Genomic DNA, 20,166 nt, shown 5'->3' on the forward strand with positions numbered 1-20,166 from the left:
CGGCCATCGCGCATCCGGTAGTCAAATTTGAGGAGTGCTGCATTCCTGTGCCGAGGATTCCCGCGGCGACACCGTCCGAGATCTCTCAACTGGCCCGCTGCTGTGCCGTGTTCGTACCCGGCGACCCGGCCCGTACCGGCCGCGTCGCCTTCTGGGACCCCGAGGCCGACGCGCCACCCGGTGTCGCGTCGGGGACCGTGGAGGACCTGAGCGTCGTCGTGCCCGGCGAGGGCGGCGTGGCGGCGGTGGTCGTGCCGGCGGTGCTGCTGCCCGTGCGGTCGGCCCTGCCCGTCCTCACGCGCGCGCGTGCCGTGGCCGACGGCCACCGGGCGGCCGTGTTCTGGGGCACCGCCGCCGTGCACGCCCTCCAACTGGCGGCCCGTGGGCTGCTGCTGCCCGGCCTGTCCGAGGGCGACCACGACGCATGGCGGGCGGGGCCGCTGCGCTCCGAGGACGTGGAGCGCATCCGCGCACTCGCCGCCGCGATGCCGCCCGAGGCGCACGCCGTGCCTCTGGGGGACGGCGAACCGGCGGGAGACTTCGACTCCCTGCGCCTGCCCGACCCCGAGCGGCTGCTGCGGGCCTTCCTGGACGCGGTGGCCGACGCCCTGCCCCGCTCCCCCGCGGCCTCGCTCGTGACGGGCGGGCCCGCCTATGCCGTGCCGGAGCCTCGGCACCTGCCCGAACTTCGGCCCTGGGCCGCCGATGTGGCCGCGGGCCATGACGCCGGTGTGCGGTTGTCGCTGCGGATCGAGGTGCCAGGCCTGGAGACGGCGACGCAGGAGGGCGCGGGCCTGGTCTTCCGGGCCGTACCGCAGGTGCACAGCGTGAGCGATCCGGGTCTGGTCGCGGACGCCGCCGCGGTGTGGACCGGCGCCCAGGACGCGTTCGGCACGCACGCGCGGATGGACGCGCTGCTGGCGCTGCGCCGCGCGGCGCGCGCGTGGCCGCCGCTCGCGCCGCTGCTGTCGGCGCCCGTGCCGGACGCCGTCGAACTCGCCGACGACGAGATCGCCGACCTCCTCACGGAGGGCGCCCGGTCGCTCGGCGCCGCCGGGGTCGACGTGCACTGGCCCAAGGAGCTGGCCCGCAAGCTGACGGCCCGCGCGGTGGTCGGCCCGCCGGACGAGGAGTCGGGCCCCGCCAGGGCCTTCTCCGACACTCCGTCGTTCCTGTCCGCCGACGCGCTGCTGGCGTTCAACTGGTCGTTCGCACTGGGCGGGCAGCGGCTCACGCGCGAGGAACTGGACCGGCTCGCCGAGGCCAACCGCCCGGTCGTGCGGCTGCGTGACCAGTGGGTCCTCATCGATCCCCAGGAGGTGCGCCGGGCCCGCGACCGGCAGGACCGCAAGGTCACCCCGATCGACGCGCTGGCCGCCGCTCTGACCGGCTCCACGGAGGTCGACGGCCGCCGGGTCGACGTACAGCCCACGGGGTGGTTGGCGAGCCTGCGGGAACGCCTCGCGGACCCGGGGACGCAGGAGCCCGTCGAGCAGCCCGCGGCGCTCGCGGCGACCCTGCGCGACTACCAGCGGCGGGGCCTCGACTGGCTGGCCCGGATGACCTCCCTGGGGCTGGGCTGCTGTCTCGCCGACGACATGGGACTCGGCAAGACCATCACCCTCATCGCCCTTCATCTGCACCGGCAGACCGATCCCGCGGCCGCCGGTCCCACGCTCGTGGTGTGTCCGACGTCCCTGATGGGCAACTGGCAGCGCGAGATCGAGAAGTTCGCGCCCGGCACGCCCGTGCGCCGCTTCCACGGACCGCGCCGCGACCTGGACGCCCTCGCGGACGGGGAGTTCGTCCTCACCACGTACGGCACGATGCGGCTCGACGCGGGCCGGCTGGCCGCCGTGTCCTGGGGCATGGTCGTGACGGACGAGGCCCAGCACGTGAAGAACCCGTACTCGGCGACGGCACGGCAGCTGCGGTCCATCGACGCACGCGCGCGCGTGGCGCTCACCGGCACCCCGGTGGAGAACAACCTGTCCGAGCTGTGGGCCATCCTCGACTGGACGACCCCCGGTCTGCTGGGCCGTCTCGGCACCTTCCGCACCCGGTACGCGCAGGCCGTGGAGGGCGGCCAGGACCCGGTCGCCGCCGAACGGCTCTCCCGGCTCGTGCGCCCCTTCCTGCTGCGCCGCCGCAAGTCGGACCCGGGGATCGCCCCGGAGCTGCCGCCGAAGACGGAGACCGATCGCGCCGTCTCGCTCACCGCGGAACAGGCCGGTCTGTACGAGGCGGTGGTGCGCGAGACGCTGGCGGAGATCTCCGGCGCCGACAGCATGGCGCGCCGCGGGCTGATCGTGAAGCTGCTCACCGGCCTCAAGCAGATCTGCAACCACCCGGCGCAGTTCCTGAAGGAGGAGCAGCCGGCCATCGCCGGACGGTCCGGCAAGCTGGAGCTCCTCGACGAGCTGCTCGACACGATCCTCGCCGAAGGGGCGGGCGTGCTGGTCTTCACGCAGTACGTGCGGATGGCCCGCCTCATCGAGCGACACCTCGCCGCGCGGGGGGTGTCCTCGCAGTTCCTGCACGGGGGGACGCCGATCGCCGCGCGGGAGGCGATGGTGCAGCGCTTCCAGGACGGTGAAGTGCCGGTCTTCCTGCTGTCGTTGAAGGCGGCCGGGACCGGGCTGAACCTGACCCGGGCCGAGCACGTCGTGCACTACGACCGCTGGTGGAACCCCGCCGTCGAGGCGCAGGCCACCGACCGCGCGTACCGCATCGGCCAGAAACGGCCCGTGCAGGTGCACCGGCTGATCGCCGAGGGCACCATCGAGGACCGCATCGCCGACATGCTCAGCCGCAAGCGGGAGTTGGCCGACGCGGTGCTCGGCGCCGGCGAGGCGGGACTCACGGAGCTGACGGACGCCGAGCTGGCCGACCTGGTCGAACTGCGAGGGGGCGCGCGATGACCACCTACGACGAGACGAACCCGTACGACGAGACAAACTCGTACGACGGAACGACGGAGCGGACGTTCGCCGCGTTCCCGCCCGCGCAGGGGCGGGGCTTCGCCCAGACCTGGTGGGGACAGGCCTGGCTGAAGGCGCTGGAGGACACCGCGCTGGACACACGGCAGGTGAAGACCGGACGCGCGCTCGCGCGCGCGGGGGCCGTCGGCGCGGTGTCGGTGCGGCCGGGCCGGATCACGGCCGTCGTCCAGGACCGCGACCGCACCCCGCACCGGGCGGACGTGCTGCTGGAGCAGCTGTCGGGCGAACAGTGGGACCGCTTCCTGGAGATGGCCCTGGAGCGGGCCGGGCACATCGCGGCACTTCTGGACCGCGAGATGCCTCCGCACCTGGTCGAGGACGCGGAGTCCGCGGGCGTCGACCTGCTGCCGGGCCTGGGCGATCTGGAGCCGGAGTGCGACTGCGGCGCCTGGGACCACTGCGGACACACGGCGGCGCTCTGCTACCAGGTGGCACGCCTCTTGGACCAGGACCCCTTCGTCCTGCTGTTGATGCGCGGACGCTCCGAACAGGCCGTGCTGGACGACCTCCAGGCCCGTACCGCAGCGCCCGCGTCGGTCGAGGCGCCGGCCCGTCAGGAGGGCGTGGACGCGGCGGAGGCGTTCGCGGCCGGGGACATCCTGCCGCCGCTCCCGGCGCTGCCGGAACTGCCCGAGGAACCGGGCATACCGCCGTCCCTGGACACCGGGACATCGGCCCCGCCCGACGTCGACCCGGCCGCGTTGGAGTACCTCGCGGCCCGGACCGCCGCGGAGGCGCACCGGCTGCTGATCGAGGCGTTGCGTGGACAGGGAGCCGCGGAGGAGGAGTTGACGATCGGGCAGGACGCGGTCCGGCTCGCGCTCGGCGACCCCGGCGGGGCCGTGGCCGAGCGGTTGGCCGCGGGGTCGGGGCGGGACGCGCAGGAGCTGGAGACGGCCGTGCGCGCGTGGCGGTACGGCGGAGTGGCCGCGTTGTCGGTGCTGGAGGAGGAGCGCACGGTCGAGGGCGAGGAGCTCGCACGCGCGCGTGCCGTCCTCGACGCGGCATGGGACGAGGACGAACGTCCGTCGCTGTCCGCGCGGGGCTGTCGTTGGACCGTCGCCGACACCCGGAGTCAGCTGCGCCTGGGTCGCGACGGCCGCTGGTGGCCGTACCGGGAGGAACGGGGACGCTGGGTGCCCGCGGGCGCGCCGGCCAACGACCCTGCGACGGCGCTGGTTTCGGCGGAGGAGGCCGCCAGCACCGGCTGACATCCGGGGCTCGTCGAAGTGCCGCACGCGAGCTCGACGAGCCCCCGCCACACCCCGTTCACCCGGCCGTCGTACGGCGTTCCGCGCGGGGCCCAAATCTGGCCGCTGTCAGCACACTTGTTCACAGGAGGCCTGATGTCCCCGCATGCCACCGGCCGGCGCCGCGTCCACCGTTCCGTCGCGGCGGGCGTGCCCCTCGCCGTGCTGGCCGCGCTCGTGGCGGCCGCCCCCGCCGAGGGTGCCGCGCCCGAGGCGGCGCACGTGACGCGTACCGCGACTCTCGGGGACATCCCGCTGGGCACCTTCAGCAACACGCTGCTGCCCGGCACGGTGGACGACGACCGGGGCGTGGACCTCGGCGGCATCGGCAGCGACCTCTACCCGGCAGGCCGCAGAGGTGAGTTCTGGACGGTCACCGACCGCGGCCCCAACGGCCAGATCAAGATCGACGGCAAGAAGCGCCGCACGTTCCCCGTGCCGGCCTTCGACCCGGCGATCGTGCGGATCAAGGTGTCCGGGGACACCGTCGAGGTGCTGGACGCGATCCCGATCACGACCTCGTTCGGCAAGCCCGTCACCGGGTTGCCCGACCAGGAAGGGCGCGACGAGGCGCCGTACACCTATGACGCCCGGACGCGGCTGGCGTACGACCCGAACGGGCTGGACACCGAGGGCGTCGTGCGGGCCGCGGACGGGAGTTTCTGGCTCGTGGACGAGTACGGGCCGAGTCTCGTGCACGTCTCCGCGCGCGGGAAGGTGCTCACCCGGTACGTGCCCCAAGGGCTGAACCTCACCGGCACCGACTACCCGGTGGTCGAGGCGCTGCCCTCCGTGCTGCTGCACCGGAAGATCAACCGCGGTTTCGAGGGGCTCGCCCAACTCCCGTGCGGCGACCTGGTGATTGCGGTGCAGAGCCCGCTGTCGCTGCCGGACACCGCCGCGGGAGAGGCGTCGCGCACGACCCGGCTGCTGCGGTTCTCGCCGAAGAAGAAGGCCGTCACGGCCGAGTACGCGTACCGGTTCGACCCCGTGAACGTCGTCGACCCGAGCGAGGACGACACCTCGGAGCTGAAGATCTCCTCGGTGGTCGCCGTCGGCGGCGACCGGCTGCTGGTCGAGGAGCGCACCGACAAAGCCGCGCGGCTCCAACTCGTGCGCCTGGAGCGGGACGCGGACATCCTCGGCGGCGCCTGGGACGACGACACGACGTCCCCGTCGCTGGAGCAGCTCGACGACCCGGCCGCCGCGGGGGTGCCGGTGCTCGGCAAGCGTCTCGTCGTCGACCTGGGGACCGTCCACGGGGTGCCCGGGAAGATCGAGGGGATCGCGCGCGTGGACCACGACACGCTCGCCCTGATCAACGACAACGACTTCGGGATGACCGACGGCGCGGGCGCGTTCGACGCGCAGGGCCGGCTGGTCGACAGCGGTGTGGAGACGACGGTGACGTACGTGCGGCTGCCGCGCGGGATCTGATCACGTCAAGGGTTGCGTGAGCTTTCGGCTGCCGACACCCGTGTCGGCAGCCAGGCTGCACGCGACGTCGTCGATGCCGACCCGGTAGCCGGTGGTGTCCGGGTACTGCACGAGGGTGCCGCGCACGGTGTCCTCGGGCTGGCTCTCCGCCTTGCTGTCCAGGATCTGCTCGCACAGGTCCGAGGCGGCCTTCTTCAGGGCGCTGTCGCTCGCGTAGTCGCCTTCCAGCTCCGTCACTTTCACGACCTCGGCGTCATGCGGCTCCCGGCAGGAGCGCTTGGCGGCCTGTCCGGGCCGGGCGGCGTCGGTGTCGAAGCAGTCGCCCGCCTGGAGCAGGTAGTACGGCACCTCGTCGGCCGCCAGGGACGGGATCAGCGACTCCAGACCACTGGGGAACTCGCTCGGCAGCTCGGTCGGGAACTGCGACGGCAGCCGCGTGGGCACCTCGCTGGGGAGCTTGCTGGGCAGTTCGCTCGGCAGGCTCAGCGTGGGGCGGGGTGAACTGCTCGCGCTGGCAGTGGGCTTGTCGTCGGGCGAGTCGTCCCCTCCGGCCCCCATCAGGACGACGGCGGCCACGGCGGCGCCCACCGCGAGCACGCCGAGCAGGATGAACAGCGGGTTGCGTCCCGGACCGCGCCGCCCGCCCGGGCCCTCGGGCGGGTCCGGCGGAGGCGGCTGCCATCCCCCGTAGGAGGGCGGGCCGTTGCCTCCGGGAGGAGGGCCGTACCCTCCGGGTGGCCCGTAGCCCCCTCCTGACCCGGGGCCGAAGCCCTCAGGAGGCGGTCCGAAACCGCCGCCGGACGGCGGAGTGCCACCCGGCGGCCCGGGCGGCTGAGGCGGTACGGGCGGCATGGCCATACCGTCCAGAGTCGCCGCGAAGCGGGCAGGGCGCGACCCCCGCACGGAAGTTGATACCGACTCATGCCATGGACGGCATGATTCCGGAGTATTCCGTGCGGAGGCCGACCGCCCCTACACGCGCGCGTGCCTGACAAAACCGGCGGCGGCAGATGCGCCGCGGGTCCACGCGCGCGTGCGTTCATGACGTGCGCACGCGCACGGGTCAGCCGCGCGCACCCAGCAGGTGGTCCATCGCCAGCTGGTCGAGCTGCTCGAAGGCCATACCGCGCGCGGCGGCCGCGTCCACGTCGAACTCCTCGAACGCGGTGCGGTCGGCGAGCAGCGACTTCAGGCCGTCCGCCGCCGTGGGCTGCGCCAGCTCGTCCAGACGCGCGGCACGCAGCGCCTCCTGGACCGCCGGGTCGGCACGGAAGGCGGCCGAACGCTCCTTGAGGATCAGGTAGTTGCGCATGCAGCCCGCCGCCGACGCCCAGACGCCGTCGAGGTCCTCGGTGCGCGGCGGCTTGAAGTCGAAGTGCTTCGGGCCCGCGTAACCGGCGCTCTCCAGGAGGTCGACCAGCCAGAAGGCGGCACGCAGGTCGCCCGCGCCGAAGCGGAGGTCCTGGTCGTACTTGATGCCGGACTGGCCGTTGAGGTCGATGTGGAAGAGCTTGCCCGCCCACAGGGCCTGCGCGATGCCGTGCGGGAAGTTCAGCCCGGCCATCTGCTCGTGGCCGACCTCGGGGTTGACTCCGTAGAGCTCGGGGCGCTCCAGGCGCTCGATGAACGCCAGCGCGTGGCCGACGGTCGGGAGCAGGATGTCGCCGCGGGGCTCGTTCGGCTTGGGCTCGATGGCGAACTTCAGGTTGTAGCCCTGCTCGGTCACGTACTCACCGAGGAGGTCGAAGGCCTCCTTCATGCGGTCCAGGGCCACGCGGACGTCCTTGGCGGCGCCGGACTCGGCACCCTCGCGGCCGCCCCAGGCGACGTAGGTCTCGGCACCGAGCTCGACCGCCAGGTCGATGTTGCGGATGACCTTGCGCAGCGCGTAACGGCGCACGTCACGGTCGTTCGCGGTGAAGCCGCCGTCCTTGAAGACCGGATGCGTGAAGAGGTTGGTGGTGGCCATCGGCACCTTCATGCCGGTGGCGTCGAGGGCCTCCCGGAAGCGCTTGATGTGACCCTCGCGCTCGCTGTCCGAGGACCCGAAGGGGATCAGGTCGTCGTCGTGGAAGGTCACACCGTGGGCGCCGAGCTCGGCCAGGCGCTGCACGGTCTCGACAGGGTCCAGGGCACGCCGCGTGGCGTCGCCGAACGGGTCCCTTCCCTGCCAGCCGACGGTCCACAGGCCGAAGGTGAACCTGTCCTCGGGGGTGGGCTGGTAGTTCATGCCGCGGCTCCTACTCGCTGACGACTGCTCTCCACGACTATTTCGTCATGGCGGTTTACAAATTAGTATGCACACGCGTCTCAGGGAAGAGACAAGATGTCTCCAGAGGGAGACACGCCGCACATGAGGGAGAAACCCGATGTCAGCTGCCGAGGGTCCGCTCGTCGTCGGCGTGGACACGTCCACGCAGTCCACCAAGGCGCTGGTCGTCGACGCGTCGACCGGCCGGGTGGTCGCGAGCGGTCAGGCGCCGCACACCGTGTCGTCCGGCGCCGGCCGCGAGAGCGACCCGCGTCAGTGGTGGGACGCCCTGGGCGAGGCGCTGCGCCAGTGCGGCGACGCCGCGCACGAGGCCGCGGCGGTGTCGATCGGCGGCCAGCAGCACGGCCTGGTCACGCTGGACGAGCGGGGCGAGCCGGTGCGCCCGGCCCTGCTGTGGAACGACGTCCGCTCGGCGCCGCAGGCCGCGCGGCTGATCGAGGAGCTGGGCGGTCCCAAGGCCTGGGCGGAGCGCACCGGCAGCGTGCCGGGCGCGTCCTTCACGGTCACGAAGTGGGCCTGGCTGGCCGAGCACGAACCGGACGCGATCCGCGCGACGAAGTCGGTGCGCCTCCCGCACGACTACCTCACCGAGCGCCTCACCGGCCAGGGCACGACCGACCGCGGCGACGCCTCCGGCACGGGCTGGTGGGCGTCGGCGACCGAGTCGTACGACACCGAGATCCTCGCCCACGTGGGCCTCGACCCGGCGCTCCTCCCGCGCGTGGTCCGCCCCGGCGAGGTGGCGGGCACCGTGCGCGACAGCCATGACCTGCCGTTCTCCAAGGGCACCCTGGTCGCCCCCGGCACCGGCGACAACGCGGCCGCAGCCCTGGGCCTCGGCCTGCGCCCCGGCACCCCGGTACTGAGCCTGGGCACCTCGGGCGTGGTGTACGCGGTGTCCAAGCGGCGCCCCGCCGATCCGACCGGCACAGTGGCCGGCTTCGCCGACGCACACGGCGACTGGCTGCCGCTGGCCTGCACCCTGAACTGCACCCTCGCCGTCGACCGCGTCGCCGCCCTCCTCGGCCTGGACCGCGAGGCCGTGGAGCCCACCTCCGACGTCACGCTCCTGCCGTACCTGGACGGCGAGCGCACCCCGAACCTGCCGAACGCCTCGGGCCTGCTGCACGGTCTGCGCCACGACACCACCGGCGGCCAGCTGCTCCAGGCCGCCTACGACGGTGCCGTGCACGCGCTCCTCGGCGCGCTCGACCTGGTCCTGGACGAGGACGCGGACCGTTCGACGCCGCTGCTGCTGATCGGCGGCGGCGCCCGGGGCCGGGCCTGGCAGGAGACCGTACGACGGCTGTCGGGGCGTCCCGTGCAGATCCCGGAGGCCAAGGAGCTGGTCGCGCTCGGCGCCGCCGCGCAGGCCGCCGGCCTGCTGACCGGCGAGGACCCGGCCGCGGTCGCCCGGCGCTGGAACACCACCGCCGGTCCGGTGCTGGAGGCCGTGGAGCGGGACGAGGCGACGATGGCGAGGATCTCCGGGGTACTCTCCGACGCGGCTCCGCTGCTGGCGGGCGGTCATTGAGCAGCACACCGATGACCGAGGACTGAGTCACTGAGGGACTGAGGGACTGAGGGACTGAGGGAGGCATGACCGCACCGCTGCACGACACCCACGCGGCCGGTCCGGGGCGCGCGCTGCCCGACACCCAGCAGGGCATGCGGCGCCGCAACCTGGCCCGGGTGCTTCACGCGGTCAGCGCCGAGGGCCCGCTGTCCCGTGCCGCGGTCGCCTCCCGGATCGGGCTGACCCGCGCCGCCGTGTCCAGCCTCGTCGACGAGCTCATACGCTCCGGCCTGCTGGAGGAGCTCGGACCCGAGCGGCCGGGCCGGGTGGGCCGCCCCGGGTCCGCCCTCGCCGTCAGCGGGCACGGCCCCGCCGGGATCGGCGCCGAGATCGGCGTCGACCATCTCGCGGTCTGTGCGGTCGACCTGCGCGGAAGAGTGCGGGCCCGGGCCGAGCGGCACGTGGCGAACCGCGGCCGTGCCCCCGGACCCGTGATCGAGGAACTGACCGAGCTGGTGCACCGGGTCGTCGCCGACGCGCAGGACGAGGGGCTGTGGCCGGCGGGGCTGGCGGTGGCCGTGCCGGGGCTGGTCGCCCGCGACGCCCGCACCGTCGTGCGCGCCCCGAACCTCGACTGGCACGACATCGACCTCGGCGCCCTGCTGCCCTCCACATACCCGCTGACCGTGGACAACGAGGCGAACTTCGGCGCGCTCGCGGAGCTGTGGCTCGGGGACGCCACGCCGCACGACTTCCTCCATGTGTCGGCGGAGATCGGTATCGGTGCGGCGCTCGTCGTCGCCGGAGGTCTGCTGCGCGGGACCCGCGGCTTCGCGGGCGAGCTGGGGCATGTGCCGGTGCAGCCGGAGGGTCCGCTGTGTCCGTGCGGGGGGCGCGGGTGTCTGGAGCAGTACGCCGGTGAGGAGGCGGTGCTGCGGGCCGCCGGGCTCGAACCGGGCGAGGACCGGGTCGGGCTCCTCGCGGGCCGGGCCGCCGACGGTGACGAGGCCGTACGGCGTGCGCTGCGCGAGGCGGGGGCGGCGCTCGGTGTGGCGCTGACGGGGGCGGTGAACCTGCTGGACCCGGAGAGCGTCGTGCTCGGCGGCGCGCTGTCGGGGCTCGCGCCCTGGCTGCTGCCCGCGCTGGAGGCCGAGCTGGACCGGCGTACCGCGGGCCCCGCCTGTCCGGTGTCGGTGTCGCGGCTCGGTCCCGAGGGACCGCTGCTGGGTGCCGCGCACTCGGTGGTGCGCGGGGTGCTGGACGACCCGGCCTCGGTGGCGCAACGGGCTTGATTCCACGGGCGCTCCCTGGCCGAACAGGCCTGATCCCACGGGCGGCCATTGTCCGAAGAGCCTTGAATTGAGGCCCACTTCACCCCTGTGGGTGATCAAGATATCCACAGATCAGGCGTCGTCCACCGAAACCCACCGCGCCCTTCTGCCCACCCCGCCCGCGCCGTACCTTGATTCACGCGAGGCGCACCCGCCATGACAGCGGGCCCTGAGCAGAACGGAGCAGTGCAGCAATGAGCGAGCCCAGGATCCTCACCGTCCGACCCGAACCGGGCGAGTACGCCTGGACGTTCGGCGGCGTCCCACCCGTGGCGCGGATCGCGCCCGGTACGGTCCTCGACCTGTACACCGAGGACTGCTTCGCCGGCCGGGTACGGTCCGAGAAGGACCTGGTGTCCGAGGTGTGCGAGTTCCCGTTCCTGAATCCGCAGACCGGCCCCTTCCACATCGAGGGCGCCGAGCCGGGCGACACGGTCGCCGTGCACTTAGTGTCGATCGAACCGGCAAGGGACTGGGCCGCCTCCACCACGGTCCCCCTGTTCGGCGCGCTCACCTCCACGCACACCACGGCCACCCTCCAACCGCCGCTCCCCGAGACGGTGTGGATCTGGCAGCTGGACCGGACACGTCGCACGGCGTTGTTCCGGGCGCGCGACAGCGACATCGAGGTCGAGCTGCCCATGGACCCGATGCACGGCACGGTGGGCGTGGCTCCGGCCAATCTGGAGGTCCGCTCGGCGCTGGTGCCCGACGCGCACGGCGGGAACATGGACACACCGGAGATGCGGGCCGGCGTCACCTGCTATCTCGGGGTCAACGTGGAGGGCGCGCTGCTCAGCCTCGGCGACGGGCACGCCCGGCAGGGCGAGGGCGAGACCTGCGGGGTCGCCGTCGAGTGCGCGATGAACACGGTGGTGATCGTCGAGTTGTTGAAGGGTCTCGCCACACCCTGGCCGCGCATCGAGTCGGACACCCACATCATCTCGACGGGGTCGGCACGCCCGCTGGAGGACGCGTTCCGAATATCCCAGCTCGACCTGGTGCGGTGGCTGGTGCGGGACTACGGGTTCAGCGAGCTGGACGCGTACCAGTTCGCCACCCAGGCAGTCGAGTCGCCGCTGGCCAACGTGTGCGACACCAACTACACGTGCGTGGCGAAGATCCGCAAGGAGTGGCTGCCCGCGCGGGAGACCCACCGAGGCGTGCACGCGCGACTCCGGGAGACGGCCGCAACCCTGCTCGCCTGAGCCGCGTCTCGATCAACACCGGACCATCGAAAGGCTCTTCGACCATGGAACGGGCAAGACCTCTGCCCAGCAGACGCCGATTACTCAAGGGCGCCGCCCTCGCGGCCGTCCCGTACGCCCTGCTGCCCGACCCGCCGGCGGGCGCCGAGACCCACGCCGTCGACCACTCCACCGCCGAATGGCAGCCCGCGACCTCCGCGAACTTCACCACCGCGGACCGCCGCACGCCCCGCCCGGTCGACCTGGTGATCATCCATGTCACGCAGACCAGTTACCGCAAGACCCTGGGCGTGTTCCAAAGCCCCGCGAAGAAGGTCTCCGCGCACTACGTGGTCCGCTCGCGGGACGGGAACATCGCACAGTGCGTCAGGGAGGCCGACATCGCCTGGCACGCGGGGAACTGGGAGTACAACACGCGCAGTATCGGCATCGAGCACGAAGGGTGGGTGGACCGGCCGGCGTACTTCACCGGCGCCCTGTACGAACAGTCGGCGGCGCTCACGGCGGACATCTGCGTCCGGCACGGCATCCCGATCGACCGGGCGCACATCATCGGTCACTACGAGGTGCCGGGCACGGACCACACCGACCCGGGGCCGTACTGGGACTGGGGGCGCTACCTGAGAGCGGTCGAACAGGCCGTCCCATGACGCCGACGTCGCGTTGGCCCGTGACGCGCTTCGCTCGTGACGTCCTTCGCCCATGACGTCGTTCGAGTGACTGCGGTCGAAACGGTTGTCCGCGCGCGTACCGGGAGTGACGATGGCAGCAGCCGCATCGCCTGTCGGGGAGGCCCAGTTGACCGATCCGTGGGTGGCCCTGGAGCCGGGGGCCGACCCTGCCGAGCACGTGCGCATGCTGCGCCGGGCGCACGAGACGTTCACCGAGGGGGGTACCGTGCCGCGGCCGGTGCGTCCGGTGGTGGCGGACTCGTGGCGGCGTTCCGCGCGGGCCGGCGTCGGTCCGGACGCCACTCCGAGCGTGGAGCTCCTGGACGGCGACCTGGGTGCCTACCGGGCCGAGCATCCGCTGGCGCGGGTGATGCCGCTGTTCCGTGAACTGCTGGGCACGTTCGCGGCGGACGGCGAGCATCTGCTCGCGGTGTGCGACGCGCACGGCCGGCTGCTGTGGGTGGAGGGGCATGCGTCGACCCGGCGGCGGGCGGACCGGATGAACTTCGTGCCGGGTGCGCGTTGGGCGGAGACCGCGGTCGGGACGAACGCGCCGGGTACGGCGGTGGCCGTGGACCGGCCGGTGCAGGTGTTCGCGGCCGAGCACTTCATCCGGCAGGTGCAGCCGTGGACCTGCGCGGCGGCCCCGGTGCACGATCCGCGCACGGGCCGGGTGCTCGGTGCCGTCGACATCACCGGCGGGAACGGGCTCGCTCATCCGCACAGCCTGGGGTTCGTGCAGGCGGTGGCGCGGGCCGCCGAGTCCCACCTGGCGCTGCTCGCGCCGGAGATGCCGGCCACCGACCTGGCGGAGCTCAGCGCGCTGGGCCGGGACGAGGCGCGGCTGCTGGTCGGCGGGCGCTCGGTCCGGCTCAGCCGCCGGCACAGCGAGCTCCTCGTGCTGCTGTCCCGCCATCCGGAGGGGCTGACCGGCGACGAGCTGCTGTGCGCGCTGTACGAGGACGAGTCGGTGACGCCGGTGACGCTCCGGGCCGAACTGGCGCGGCTGCGCCGGGTGCTCGGGCCGGGGCTGCTGGAGTCACGCCCGTACCGGCTCACGGTGCCGGTCGAGTCGGACGTGGCCGTGGTGGAGCGGCGGCTGGAGACCGGCGCGGTGACGGCCGCGGCGACGGCGTACTCCGGTCCGCTGCTGCCCTCCTCTCAGGCCCCGGCGGTGGTGCGGCTGCGGGAGCGGCTCGCCGACGGGCTCCGTGCGGCGCTGATCGCCCGCTGCGACCCCGACCTGCTGGCGGACTGGGTGCACACGCCCTGGGGCGAGGACGACTTCGACGTATGGCGGGCACTGGCGGCGGCGCGGCCGACGGCGGCGGTGCGGGCCCGGCTCGCGGCCCTGGAGTCCGAGCTCGCCTGGCGGCGGCCGGCGGCAACGTAGTTGCAACGTCCGCTTGCCTAGCCTCGCGCCGAGAGCTGCCCAACGGCGGGCAGCGCTTCGCAGGGAGGCAGAGCAGCATGACCCGTTACGCGGCGCCCGGCACCGAGGGCGCGATCGTCTCCTACCAGGCACGCTACGACCACTTCATCGGCGGCGAGTACGTGCCCCCGGCCCGCGGGCAGTACTTCGAGAACCCGTCGCCGGTGAACGGGCAGCCGTTCACCGAGGTGGCACGGGGCACGGCGGAGGACGTGGAGCGGGCGCTCGACGCGGCGCACGCGGCGGCGCCGGCCTGGGGGCGGACGTCGGTGACCGAGCGTTCCGACATCCTGCTCAAGATCGCCGACCGTATGGAGGCCCATCTCGAACCGCTGGCCGTGGCGGAGAGCTGGGAGAACGGCAAGCCGGTGCGCGAGACGCTGGCCGCCGACATCCCCCTGGCGATCGACCACTTCCGCTACTTCGCGGGTGCGATCCGCGCGCAGGAGGGCTCGCTCGGCGAGGTCGACGACGACACGGTGGCGTACCACTTCCATGAGCCGCTCGGGGTGGTGGCGCAGATCATCCCGTGGAACTTCCCGATCCTGATGGCGACCTGGAAGCTCGCGCCGGCGCTCGCCGCGGGCAACGCGGTCGTGCTGAAGCCGGCCGAGCAGACCCCGGCGTCCATCCACTACTGGCTGAGCCTGGTCGCGGACCTGCTGCCGCCGGGCGTGCTGAACATCGTCAACGGGTTCGGCGTGGAGGCGGGCAAGCCGCTGGCGTCCAGCCCGCGGGTGGCGAAGGTGGCGTTCACCGGCGAGACCACGACCGGCCGGCTGATCATGCAGTACGCCTCGGAGAACATCACCCCGGTCACCCTCGAACTCGGCGGCAAGTCCCCGAACATCTTCTTCGAGGACGTCTGGAGGGCCGACGACGACTTCCGCGACAAGGCGCTCGAAGGCTTCACCATGTTCGCCCTCAACCAGGGCGAGGTGTGCACGTGCCCGTCGCGGGCGCTGGTCCAGCGCGGGCACTACGCCGAGTTCATGGAGGCCGCGGTCGCCCGCACCGAGCTGATCAAGACCGGCCACCCGCTCGACACGGACACGATGATCGGCGCCCAGGCGTCCAACGACCAGCTGGAGAAGATCCTCTCCTACCTGGACATCGGCCGGCAGGAGGGCGCGAAGGTCCTCACGGGTGGTCAGCGCATCGAGCACGACGGGGAGTTGAAGGGCGGCTACTACGTCCAGCCGACCATCTTCGAGGGCGACAACCGTATGCGGATCTTCCAGGAGGAGATCTTCGGCCCGGTCGTCTCGGTGACCTCCTTCGACGACTTCGACGACGCCATCAAGATCGCCAACGACACCCTCTACGGCCTCGGGGCCGGCGTGTGGACCCGGGACGTCAACACGGCGTACCGCGCGGGCCGCGCGATCCAGGCGGGCCGGGTGTGGACGAACTGCTACCACGCCTACCCGGCACACGCGGCGTTCGGCGGCTACAAGGGCTCGGGCATCGGCCGCGAGACGCACAAGATGATGCTGGAGCACTACCAGCAGACGAAGAACCTGCTGGTGTCGTACTCGCCGCGGAAGCTGGGCTTCTTCTAGAGGCACGAAAAAAGGCGCCTGACCTGGACTTTTGCCCGCCAGGCGCCTTCCCCTCGGCCGGCCAGGAACAAGGATCGACTTGCGTCATAACTCCCAGTTCATCCCACCGTTGTCCCGCTCCTGACCACTGCTTCCGGACCAGTCACGGACCAAACCCCGACTCACCCTTCAGATCCCGCGCCCTGGCTGACGCGGTCCCACTCCTGCATTGACTGCTCGATGAGCCGGTTGGCCTGCTCTCGGACGCCGTCCAGGAACTTGGCGTAGTGGCGGAAGAGGACCTCAATGCTCTGGCCCGCGCGACGAGCGCACTCGGCGGGGTCCACACCGGAGTACAGCCAGAACGAGATCCCGGCGTGCCGGAGATCGTAGGGCCGCTTGGCCAGCTTGGAGGCGAGTTCTGTACGGGTCAGGACGTACTTCCGTGCCCCCGCCCACGTTGTGCCATATGCAGCTGCGTCCACGTAGTTGCCGACCTGGTCCCGGAACAGGCGGCCGTCCGGCGCCACGCCGAAGCGTTCGATGTGCGCGTGGAGCATGCGTACGAACTGCGGCGGGATGGGCACAGGCCGGGTTGCGGTAGCCGCGCGGCGTTTGAGGGAGTGCACCTCGTGCACCGAGCCACCGTCCGTCCACTCCTTGCCTGAGGTGACGACGCCCCCCGAAAGGTTGACCAGGAAGCGGTGGCCGAACTCCGGGTCGTCGCGGTGCGCGTCGAACAGCGCGTGGGCCCGGTATGCCTCGGTCAGTTCGGCGTCGGTGACCGGGGACTTCAGCCACCGGTAGCAGGGCTGGCGGGCCAGCCCGAGCACCCGGCACGTCACCGCCACCGGCACCCGACGAGGGGCGACGGCGGCGGCCGGCTCGCGGACGATCGGGTACATCATTTTGCCGGCAGATTCGCCTGCGACAGATACGCCGCGGCCCGGCGCAGTACCTCGTTCTCCTGCTCCAGCAGCCTGATCCGCTTGCGGGCCTCGGCCAGCTCAGCCGACTCACTCCTTGCGGAGCCAGGATCTGCGGCCGGGCCCGGCTCACCGCGTTCCTCGGCCTCCGCACGTCGGATCCACTTCGTCAACGAGGCCGGGTGGACGCCGAAATCAGCGGCGACCTGCTCCAGGGTGACGCCGGGCTCGCGGTTGCGCGCGACCCGCACGACGTCCTCGCGGAACTCCTTCGGATACGGCTTGGGCATTGCGACATCCTTCCAGCCCGTCTCTCAGCGAGCCAGATCAGGTGTCACCCAACCCTGCAGCAGTCCCGATGCCGAGCGGCAGCCGTGGCTGGTTCGCGCCTAACACTCCCCGCCTCGAGAGAAAGGATCCACAACCGTGACCGGCAAACGGGGCTTCTTTCAGATCGCCGTGAAGGGCGTCTGTCGCGGTTCGGCAGCCCGACTTCCGCGGCAGCGCCGGAATAGTCATGAAATGCCTAAGATTGTGCAAAGTGGGATAATTTACGTAACTTGGGACCGTCGTCACCGGTGTCCCCCCACTGACCTTGAAAAGGCGGATCCGACCATGTCGAAGAAACCACGTTCGTCCGAGCCACCGCACGGAAGGGGTCCCAGCCGACACCAGGACATCGAACATCACGGCTGGTCACCCGACGTGGACGAGACCCGCCAGCAGGACAACCCGAGCGCCGAACGCTCCTTCCGCGCCGAGCACGCCGGCAAGCGCGGTCCGGGCCGGACGAAGTCCGCCGAGGAGACGAAGTCCGTCCCCGGTGACACGGTCGAGAGCCCGAACGCAAGCGGCGAGGAGTACGGCGACGTGGACGAGAAGGGCAGGCGCGACACCGGACGCAAGGGCCGCTCGCAGCGCCCCAGCGGCACGAAGGACGCTGCCGCCAAGACCGGCGTGGACCCACAGGATCCGCCGTCCGGGCGCTGACCGGATCAACCCTCCGATCGGGCCCGGACGACAGGTTCCCCGGCGAGACACACCCCTGTCAGCAGATCCGCGGAAGTTGCTCCCCGATCGGCAGATCGACCACCCGCGTCCCGCCCAGGCCGGTCCGTGCCACCACCATGCCGGGATGCCCCTCCACGGCCTCACCGATGATCACGGAGTCCGCGCCCAGAGGATGGGCTCGCATCGCGGCGAGGACCGCTTCGGCGTGCTCGCGCGGGACGAAGGCCACGAGCTTGCCCTCGTTGGCGATGTACATGGGGTCCAGTCCGAGAATGGCGCAGGCGTTGGCCACGGCCGGCGGGACCGGGACGTCGCGTTCCCGAATGACCACCCCGGTGCCGGAGGCCTGCGCGATCTCATTGAGTGAGGCGGCCAGGCCGCCTCGGGTGGGGTCGCGCAGGACGTGCAGATCAGAGGTGACGGCGAGCATGGCGTCGACCAGGCCCCCGAGCGGCGCGCAGTCGCTCTTGATCTCCACCCCGAACTCCAGGCCCTCGCGTACGCTCATGACCGCCACCCCGTGGACACCGATGGCGCCGCTGACGATCACGACGTCGCCGGGGACGACCCGCTGAGGACGCAGATCGACGCCCGCCGGGACGAGACCGATCCCCGCGGTGTTGATGTAGATCCCGTCGCCGTGGCCGGCCTCCACCACCTTGGTGTCCCCGGTGGCCACCTCCACACCGGCGGTGCGCGCGGCCGCCCCCAGCGCCTCGGAAACCCTGGTGACCACGTCCAGCTCGACGCCCTCCTCCAGGATGAATCCGCAGGAGAGGTAGGCGGCGCGGGCACCGCTCATGGCGAGGTCGTTGACGGTGCCGTTGACCGCCAGGTCTCCGATGCTGCCACCGGGGAAGAACAGCGGCCGCACCACGTACGAGTCCGTCGAGAACGCCAGCCGGGCGCCGCCCAGGGAGAGGACGGCGGCGTCACCCATCTGGGCGAGCACCTCGCCCCCGAAAGCGGGAGCGAAGATCTGCTGGACCAGTTCGGCGGAGAGCACTCCGCCGCCGCCGTGACCCATGACGACACGCGGCCGGTCCCGCAGCGGCGCCGGACACGTCCACGCCTCGACGTCCAGGGCGGGGACGGGGAGATCGGTGGTGTCAGACAACGGGGGTCGCCTCCTGGACCTTGGTGGCGGGCATGTCCAGCCGCCGGTAGAGGTAGTACGCGGCGCAGGCTCCCTCGCTGGAGACCATGGTGGCCCCCAGCGGTGTACGAGGCGTGCACAGCGTGCCGAAGGCCTCGCACTCGTGCGGCTTGAGCAGTCCCTGCAGGACCTCTCCGCTGCGGCACTCGGCCGGCTCCTGCGTGCGGATGCCCTCGACGGAGAAGCGCTGCTCGGCGTCGTAGGCGCGGTATTTCGGTGCCAGCCGCCAGCCGCTCTGTGGGATCACCCCGATGCCGCGCCAGGCGCGGTCGGTGACCTCGAAGACGTCCTCCAGCATGGCCCGGGCGGCCGGGTTGCCCTCCGCGCGAACGGCACGGGCGTAGGCGTTGTCGACGGTGTGCTCACCGCGTTCCAGCTGCTGGACGGTACGGCGCACGCCTTCGAGGATGTCCAGTGGCTCGAAGCCCGTCACGACGATCGGCACCCGGAAGCGCTCCGCCAGCTCCGGGTACTCCCCCATGCCCATGACGCTGCAGACATGGCCGGCCGCGAGGAAGCCCTGCACCCGGCAGCTCGGCGACGACATGATGGCCTCGATGGCGGGCGGTACGCGGACATGGGACACCAGCATGCTGAAGTTCGGGATGCCCAACTTCCGGGCCTGATGGACCGTCATGGCGTTGGGGGGTGCGGTCGTCTCGAAGCCGATGCCGAAGAACACCACCTCGCGGTCCGGGTTCTGCTGGGCGATCCGCAGCGCGTCGAGCGGTGAGTAGACGACGCGCACGTCACCGCCCTCTCCGCGGACCTGGAACAGGTCCCGTCCGGTGCCCGGCACACGCAGCATGTCACCGAAGGAACAGAAGGTCACCTCCGGTCGGGAGGCGATCTCCAGAGCCTTGTCGATGACCTCCAGCGGAGTCACACACACCGGACAGCCGGGTCCGTGGATCAACTCGACCTCCTCCGGCAGGAGTTGGTCGATGCCGTGGCGGATGATGCTGTGCGTCTGCCCTCCGCACACCTCCATCAGGGCCCACGGCCTGGTCACCGTGGCGTGAATGTCGTCGAGGAGCCGGCGTGCCAGCTCCGGGTCCTGGAACTCGTCGATGTACTTCACTAGTTTTGCACCTCTTCCACCGGTTCCGAGCCTGCCGCCTCCGCCGCCGCCGTTTCCCAGGGGTCGCCGAACTCCTCCTGCAAAAGGCCGAGTTCGGCGAAGAGTTCGAGTGTCTGGCGCGCCGACTCCTCGTCCAGCCGCTGCAGGGCGAATCCGACATGGACGATGGCGTACTCGCCGACCTGGAGGTCGGGCAGATACTCCAGGCACACCTCCTTGACCACGCCGCCGAAGTCGACGGTGGCCATCCGGGTGCCGTCCCGTTCCTCGATGTCCAGCACTCTGCCGGGTACGGCCAGGCACATGAGCCTCTCCTCGCTGTGGGTCGCGCG

General features: G+C 71.9%; 17 protein-coding genes. 10 read left to right on the top strand and 7 right to left on the bottom strand.

Translation table 11 applies throughout. The features are described 5' to 3' along the window. Positions 1–47 precede the first annotated feature (47 nt). From CRP56_RS05555 to CRP56_RS05565, 3 genes are all read left to right on the top strand, one after another. Positions 48–2,921 carry a DEAD/DEAH box helicase gene (locus CRP56_RS05555; protein WP_097260821.1) on the top strand — a complete coding sequence of 958 codons (2,874 nt, stop codon included), beginning with the start codon at positions 48–50 and terminating at the stop codon, positions 2,919–2,921. Beyond that, positions 2,918–4,213 (top strand): SWIM zinc finger family protein, encoded by a 1,296-nt coding sequence (locus tag CRP56_RS05560; protein WP_097260824.1) that lies wholly within the window; start codon positions 2,918–2,920, stop codon positions 4,211–4,213. Before CRP56_RS05555 ends, CRP56_RS05560 begins: the two co-directional genes overlap by 4 nt. Positions 4,214–4,348: 135 nt before the next feature. Then, complete coding sequence (locus CRP56_RS05565; protein ID WP_097260826.1) at positions 4,349–5,689, top strand: esterase-like activity of phytase family protein; 1,341 nt, start codon at positions 4,349–4,351, stop codon at positions 5,687–5,689. On the opposite strand, the gene CRP56_RS48245 is transcribed toward CRP56_RS05565, so the two are convergent. After that, on the bottom strand, positions 5,690–6,286 hold the full coding sequence (locus CRP56_RS48245; protein WP_257040016.1) for a hypothetical protein: 597 nt from the start codon (positions 6,284–6,286) through the stop codon (positions 5,690–5,692). Positions 6,287–6,752: 466 nt separating this feature from the next. After that, entirely contained in the window at positions 6,753–7,919 is a 1,167-nt protein-coding gene (gene xylA, locus CRP56_RS05575) for a xylose isomerase (protein ID WP_097260828.1), read from the bottom strand. A 139-nt stretch (positions 7,920–8,058) separates the two neighbouring features. Between xylA and xylB the strand changes: the two genes are divergently transcribed. The 6 genes from xylB (at position 8,059) to adh (ending at position 15,681) form a co-directional block, all read left to right on the top strand. Then, positions 8,059–9,495: a xylulokinase gene (gene xylB / locus CRP56_RS05580; RefSeq protein ID WP_097260830.1), complete on the top strand. Its 1,437-nt coding sequence runs from the start codon at positions 8,059–8,061 to the stop codon at positions 9,493–9,495. Positions 9,496–9,560: 65 nt separating this feature from the next. After that, positions 9,561–10,769 (top strand): ROK family transcriptional regulator, encoded by a 1,209-nt coding sequence (locus tag CRP56_RS05585; protein ID WP_097260832.1) that lies wholly within the window; start codon positions 9,561–9,563, stop codon positions 10,767–10,769. Positions 10,770–11,002: 233 nt separating this feature from the next. Next, positions 11,003–12,016, top strand: a complete 1,014-nt coding sequence (locus tag CRP56_RS05590; protein WP_097260835.1) for an acetamidase/formamidase family protein — start codon at positions 11,003–11,005, stop codon at positions 12,014–12,016. Positions 12,017–12,060: 44 nt separating this feature from the next. Beyond that, positions 12,061–12,666, top strand: a complete 606-nt coding sequence (locus CRP56_RS05595; RefSeq protein WP_097260837.1) for an N-acetylmuramoyl-L-alanine amidase — start codon at positions 12,061–12,063, stop codon at positions 12,664–12,666. 148 nt (positions 12,667–12,814) lie between these two features. Then, a complete protein-coding gene (locus tag CRP56_RS05600; protein WP_097260839.1) occupies positions 12,815–14,080 on the top strand; it encodes a GAF domain-containing protein in 1,266 nt (421 codons plus the stop codon). A 77-nt stretch (positions 14,081–14,157) separates the two neighbouring features. Continuing rightward, positions 14,158–15,681 (top strand): aldehyde dehydrogenase, encoded by a 1,524-nt coding sequence (gene adh / locus CRP56_RS05605; protein ID WP_097260841.1) that lies wholly within the window; start codon positions 14,158–14,160, stop codon positions 15,679–15,681. Between the two features lie 161 nt (positions 15,682–15,842). On the opposite strand, the gene CRP56_RS05610 is transcribed toward adh, so the two are convergent. Next, positions 15,843–16,568 carry a hypothetical protein gene (locus tag CRP56_RS05610; protein ID WP_257040017.1) on the bottom strand — a complete coding sequence of 242 codons (726 nt, stop codon included), beginning with the start codon at positions 16,566–16,568 and terminating at the stop codon, positions 15,843–15,845. After that, positions 16,565–16,876: a transposase gene (locus CRP56_RS05615; protein ID WP_097260843.1), complete on the bottom strand. Its 312-nt coding sequence runs from the start codon at positions 16,874–16,876 to the stop codon at positions 16,565–16,567. The genes CRP56_RS05610 and CRP56_RS05615 overlap by 4 nt, the downstream gene beginning before the upstream one ends. A gap of 325 nt (positions 16,877–17,201) precedes the next feature. Between CRP56_RS05615 and CRP56_RS05620 the strand changes: the two genes are divergently transcribed. Next, complete coding sequence (locus CRP56_RS05620) at positions 17,202–17,576, top strand: hypothetical protein (protein WP_097260845.1); 375 nt, start codon at positions 17,202–17,204, stop codon at positions 17,574–17,576. Between the two features lie 58 nt (positions 17,577–17,634). On the opposite strand, the gene hypE is transcribed toward CRP56_RS05620, so the two are convergent. Genes hypE through CRP56_RS05635 form a run of 3 tightly spaced genes read right to left on the bottom strand, consistent with a single transcriptional unit; the run spans position 17,635 to position 20,139 of the window. Beyond that, positions 17,635–18,714 (bottom strand): hydrogenase expression/formation protein HypE, encoded by a 1,080-nt coding sequence (hypE, locus tag CRP56_RS05625; RefSeq protein WP_097260847.1) that lies wholly within the window; start codon positions 18,712–18,714, stop codon positions 17,635–17,637. Next, the gene (gene hypD / locus CRP56_RS05630) at positions 18,707–19,834 is read right to left on the bottom strand and encodes a hydrogenase formation protein HypD (RefSeq protein WP_097260849.1); all 1,128 of its coding nucleotides are present in this window, start codon (positions 19,832–19,834) and stop codon (positions 18,707–18,709) included. Before hypD ends, hypE begins: the two co-directional genes overlap by 8 nt. Next, positions 19,834–20,139, bottom strand: coding sequence for a HypC/HybG/HupF family hydrogenase formation chaperone (locus CRP56_RS05635; protein WP_097260851.1), 306 nt, complete (start codon positions 20,137–20,139; stop codon positions 19,834–19,836). Before CRP56_RS05635 ends, hypD begins: the two co-directional genes overlap by 1 nt. Positions 20,140–20,166: the final 27 nt, after the last annotated feature.

The sequence above is a fragment of the Streptomyces sp. TLI_55 genome (assembly GCF_900206255.1).
GTDB classification, from domain to species: domain Bacteria; phylum Actinomycetota; class Actinomycetes; order Streptomycetales; family Streptomycetaceae; genus Streptomyces; species Streptomyces aquilus.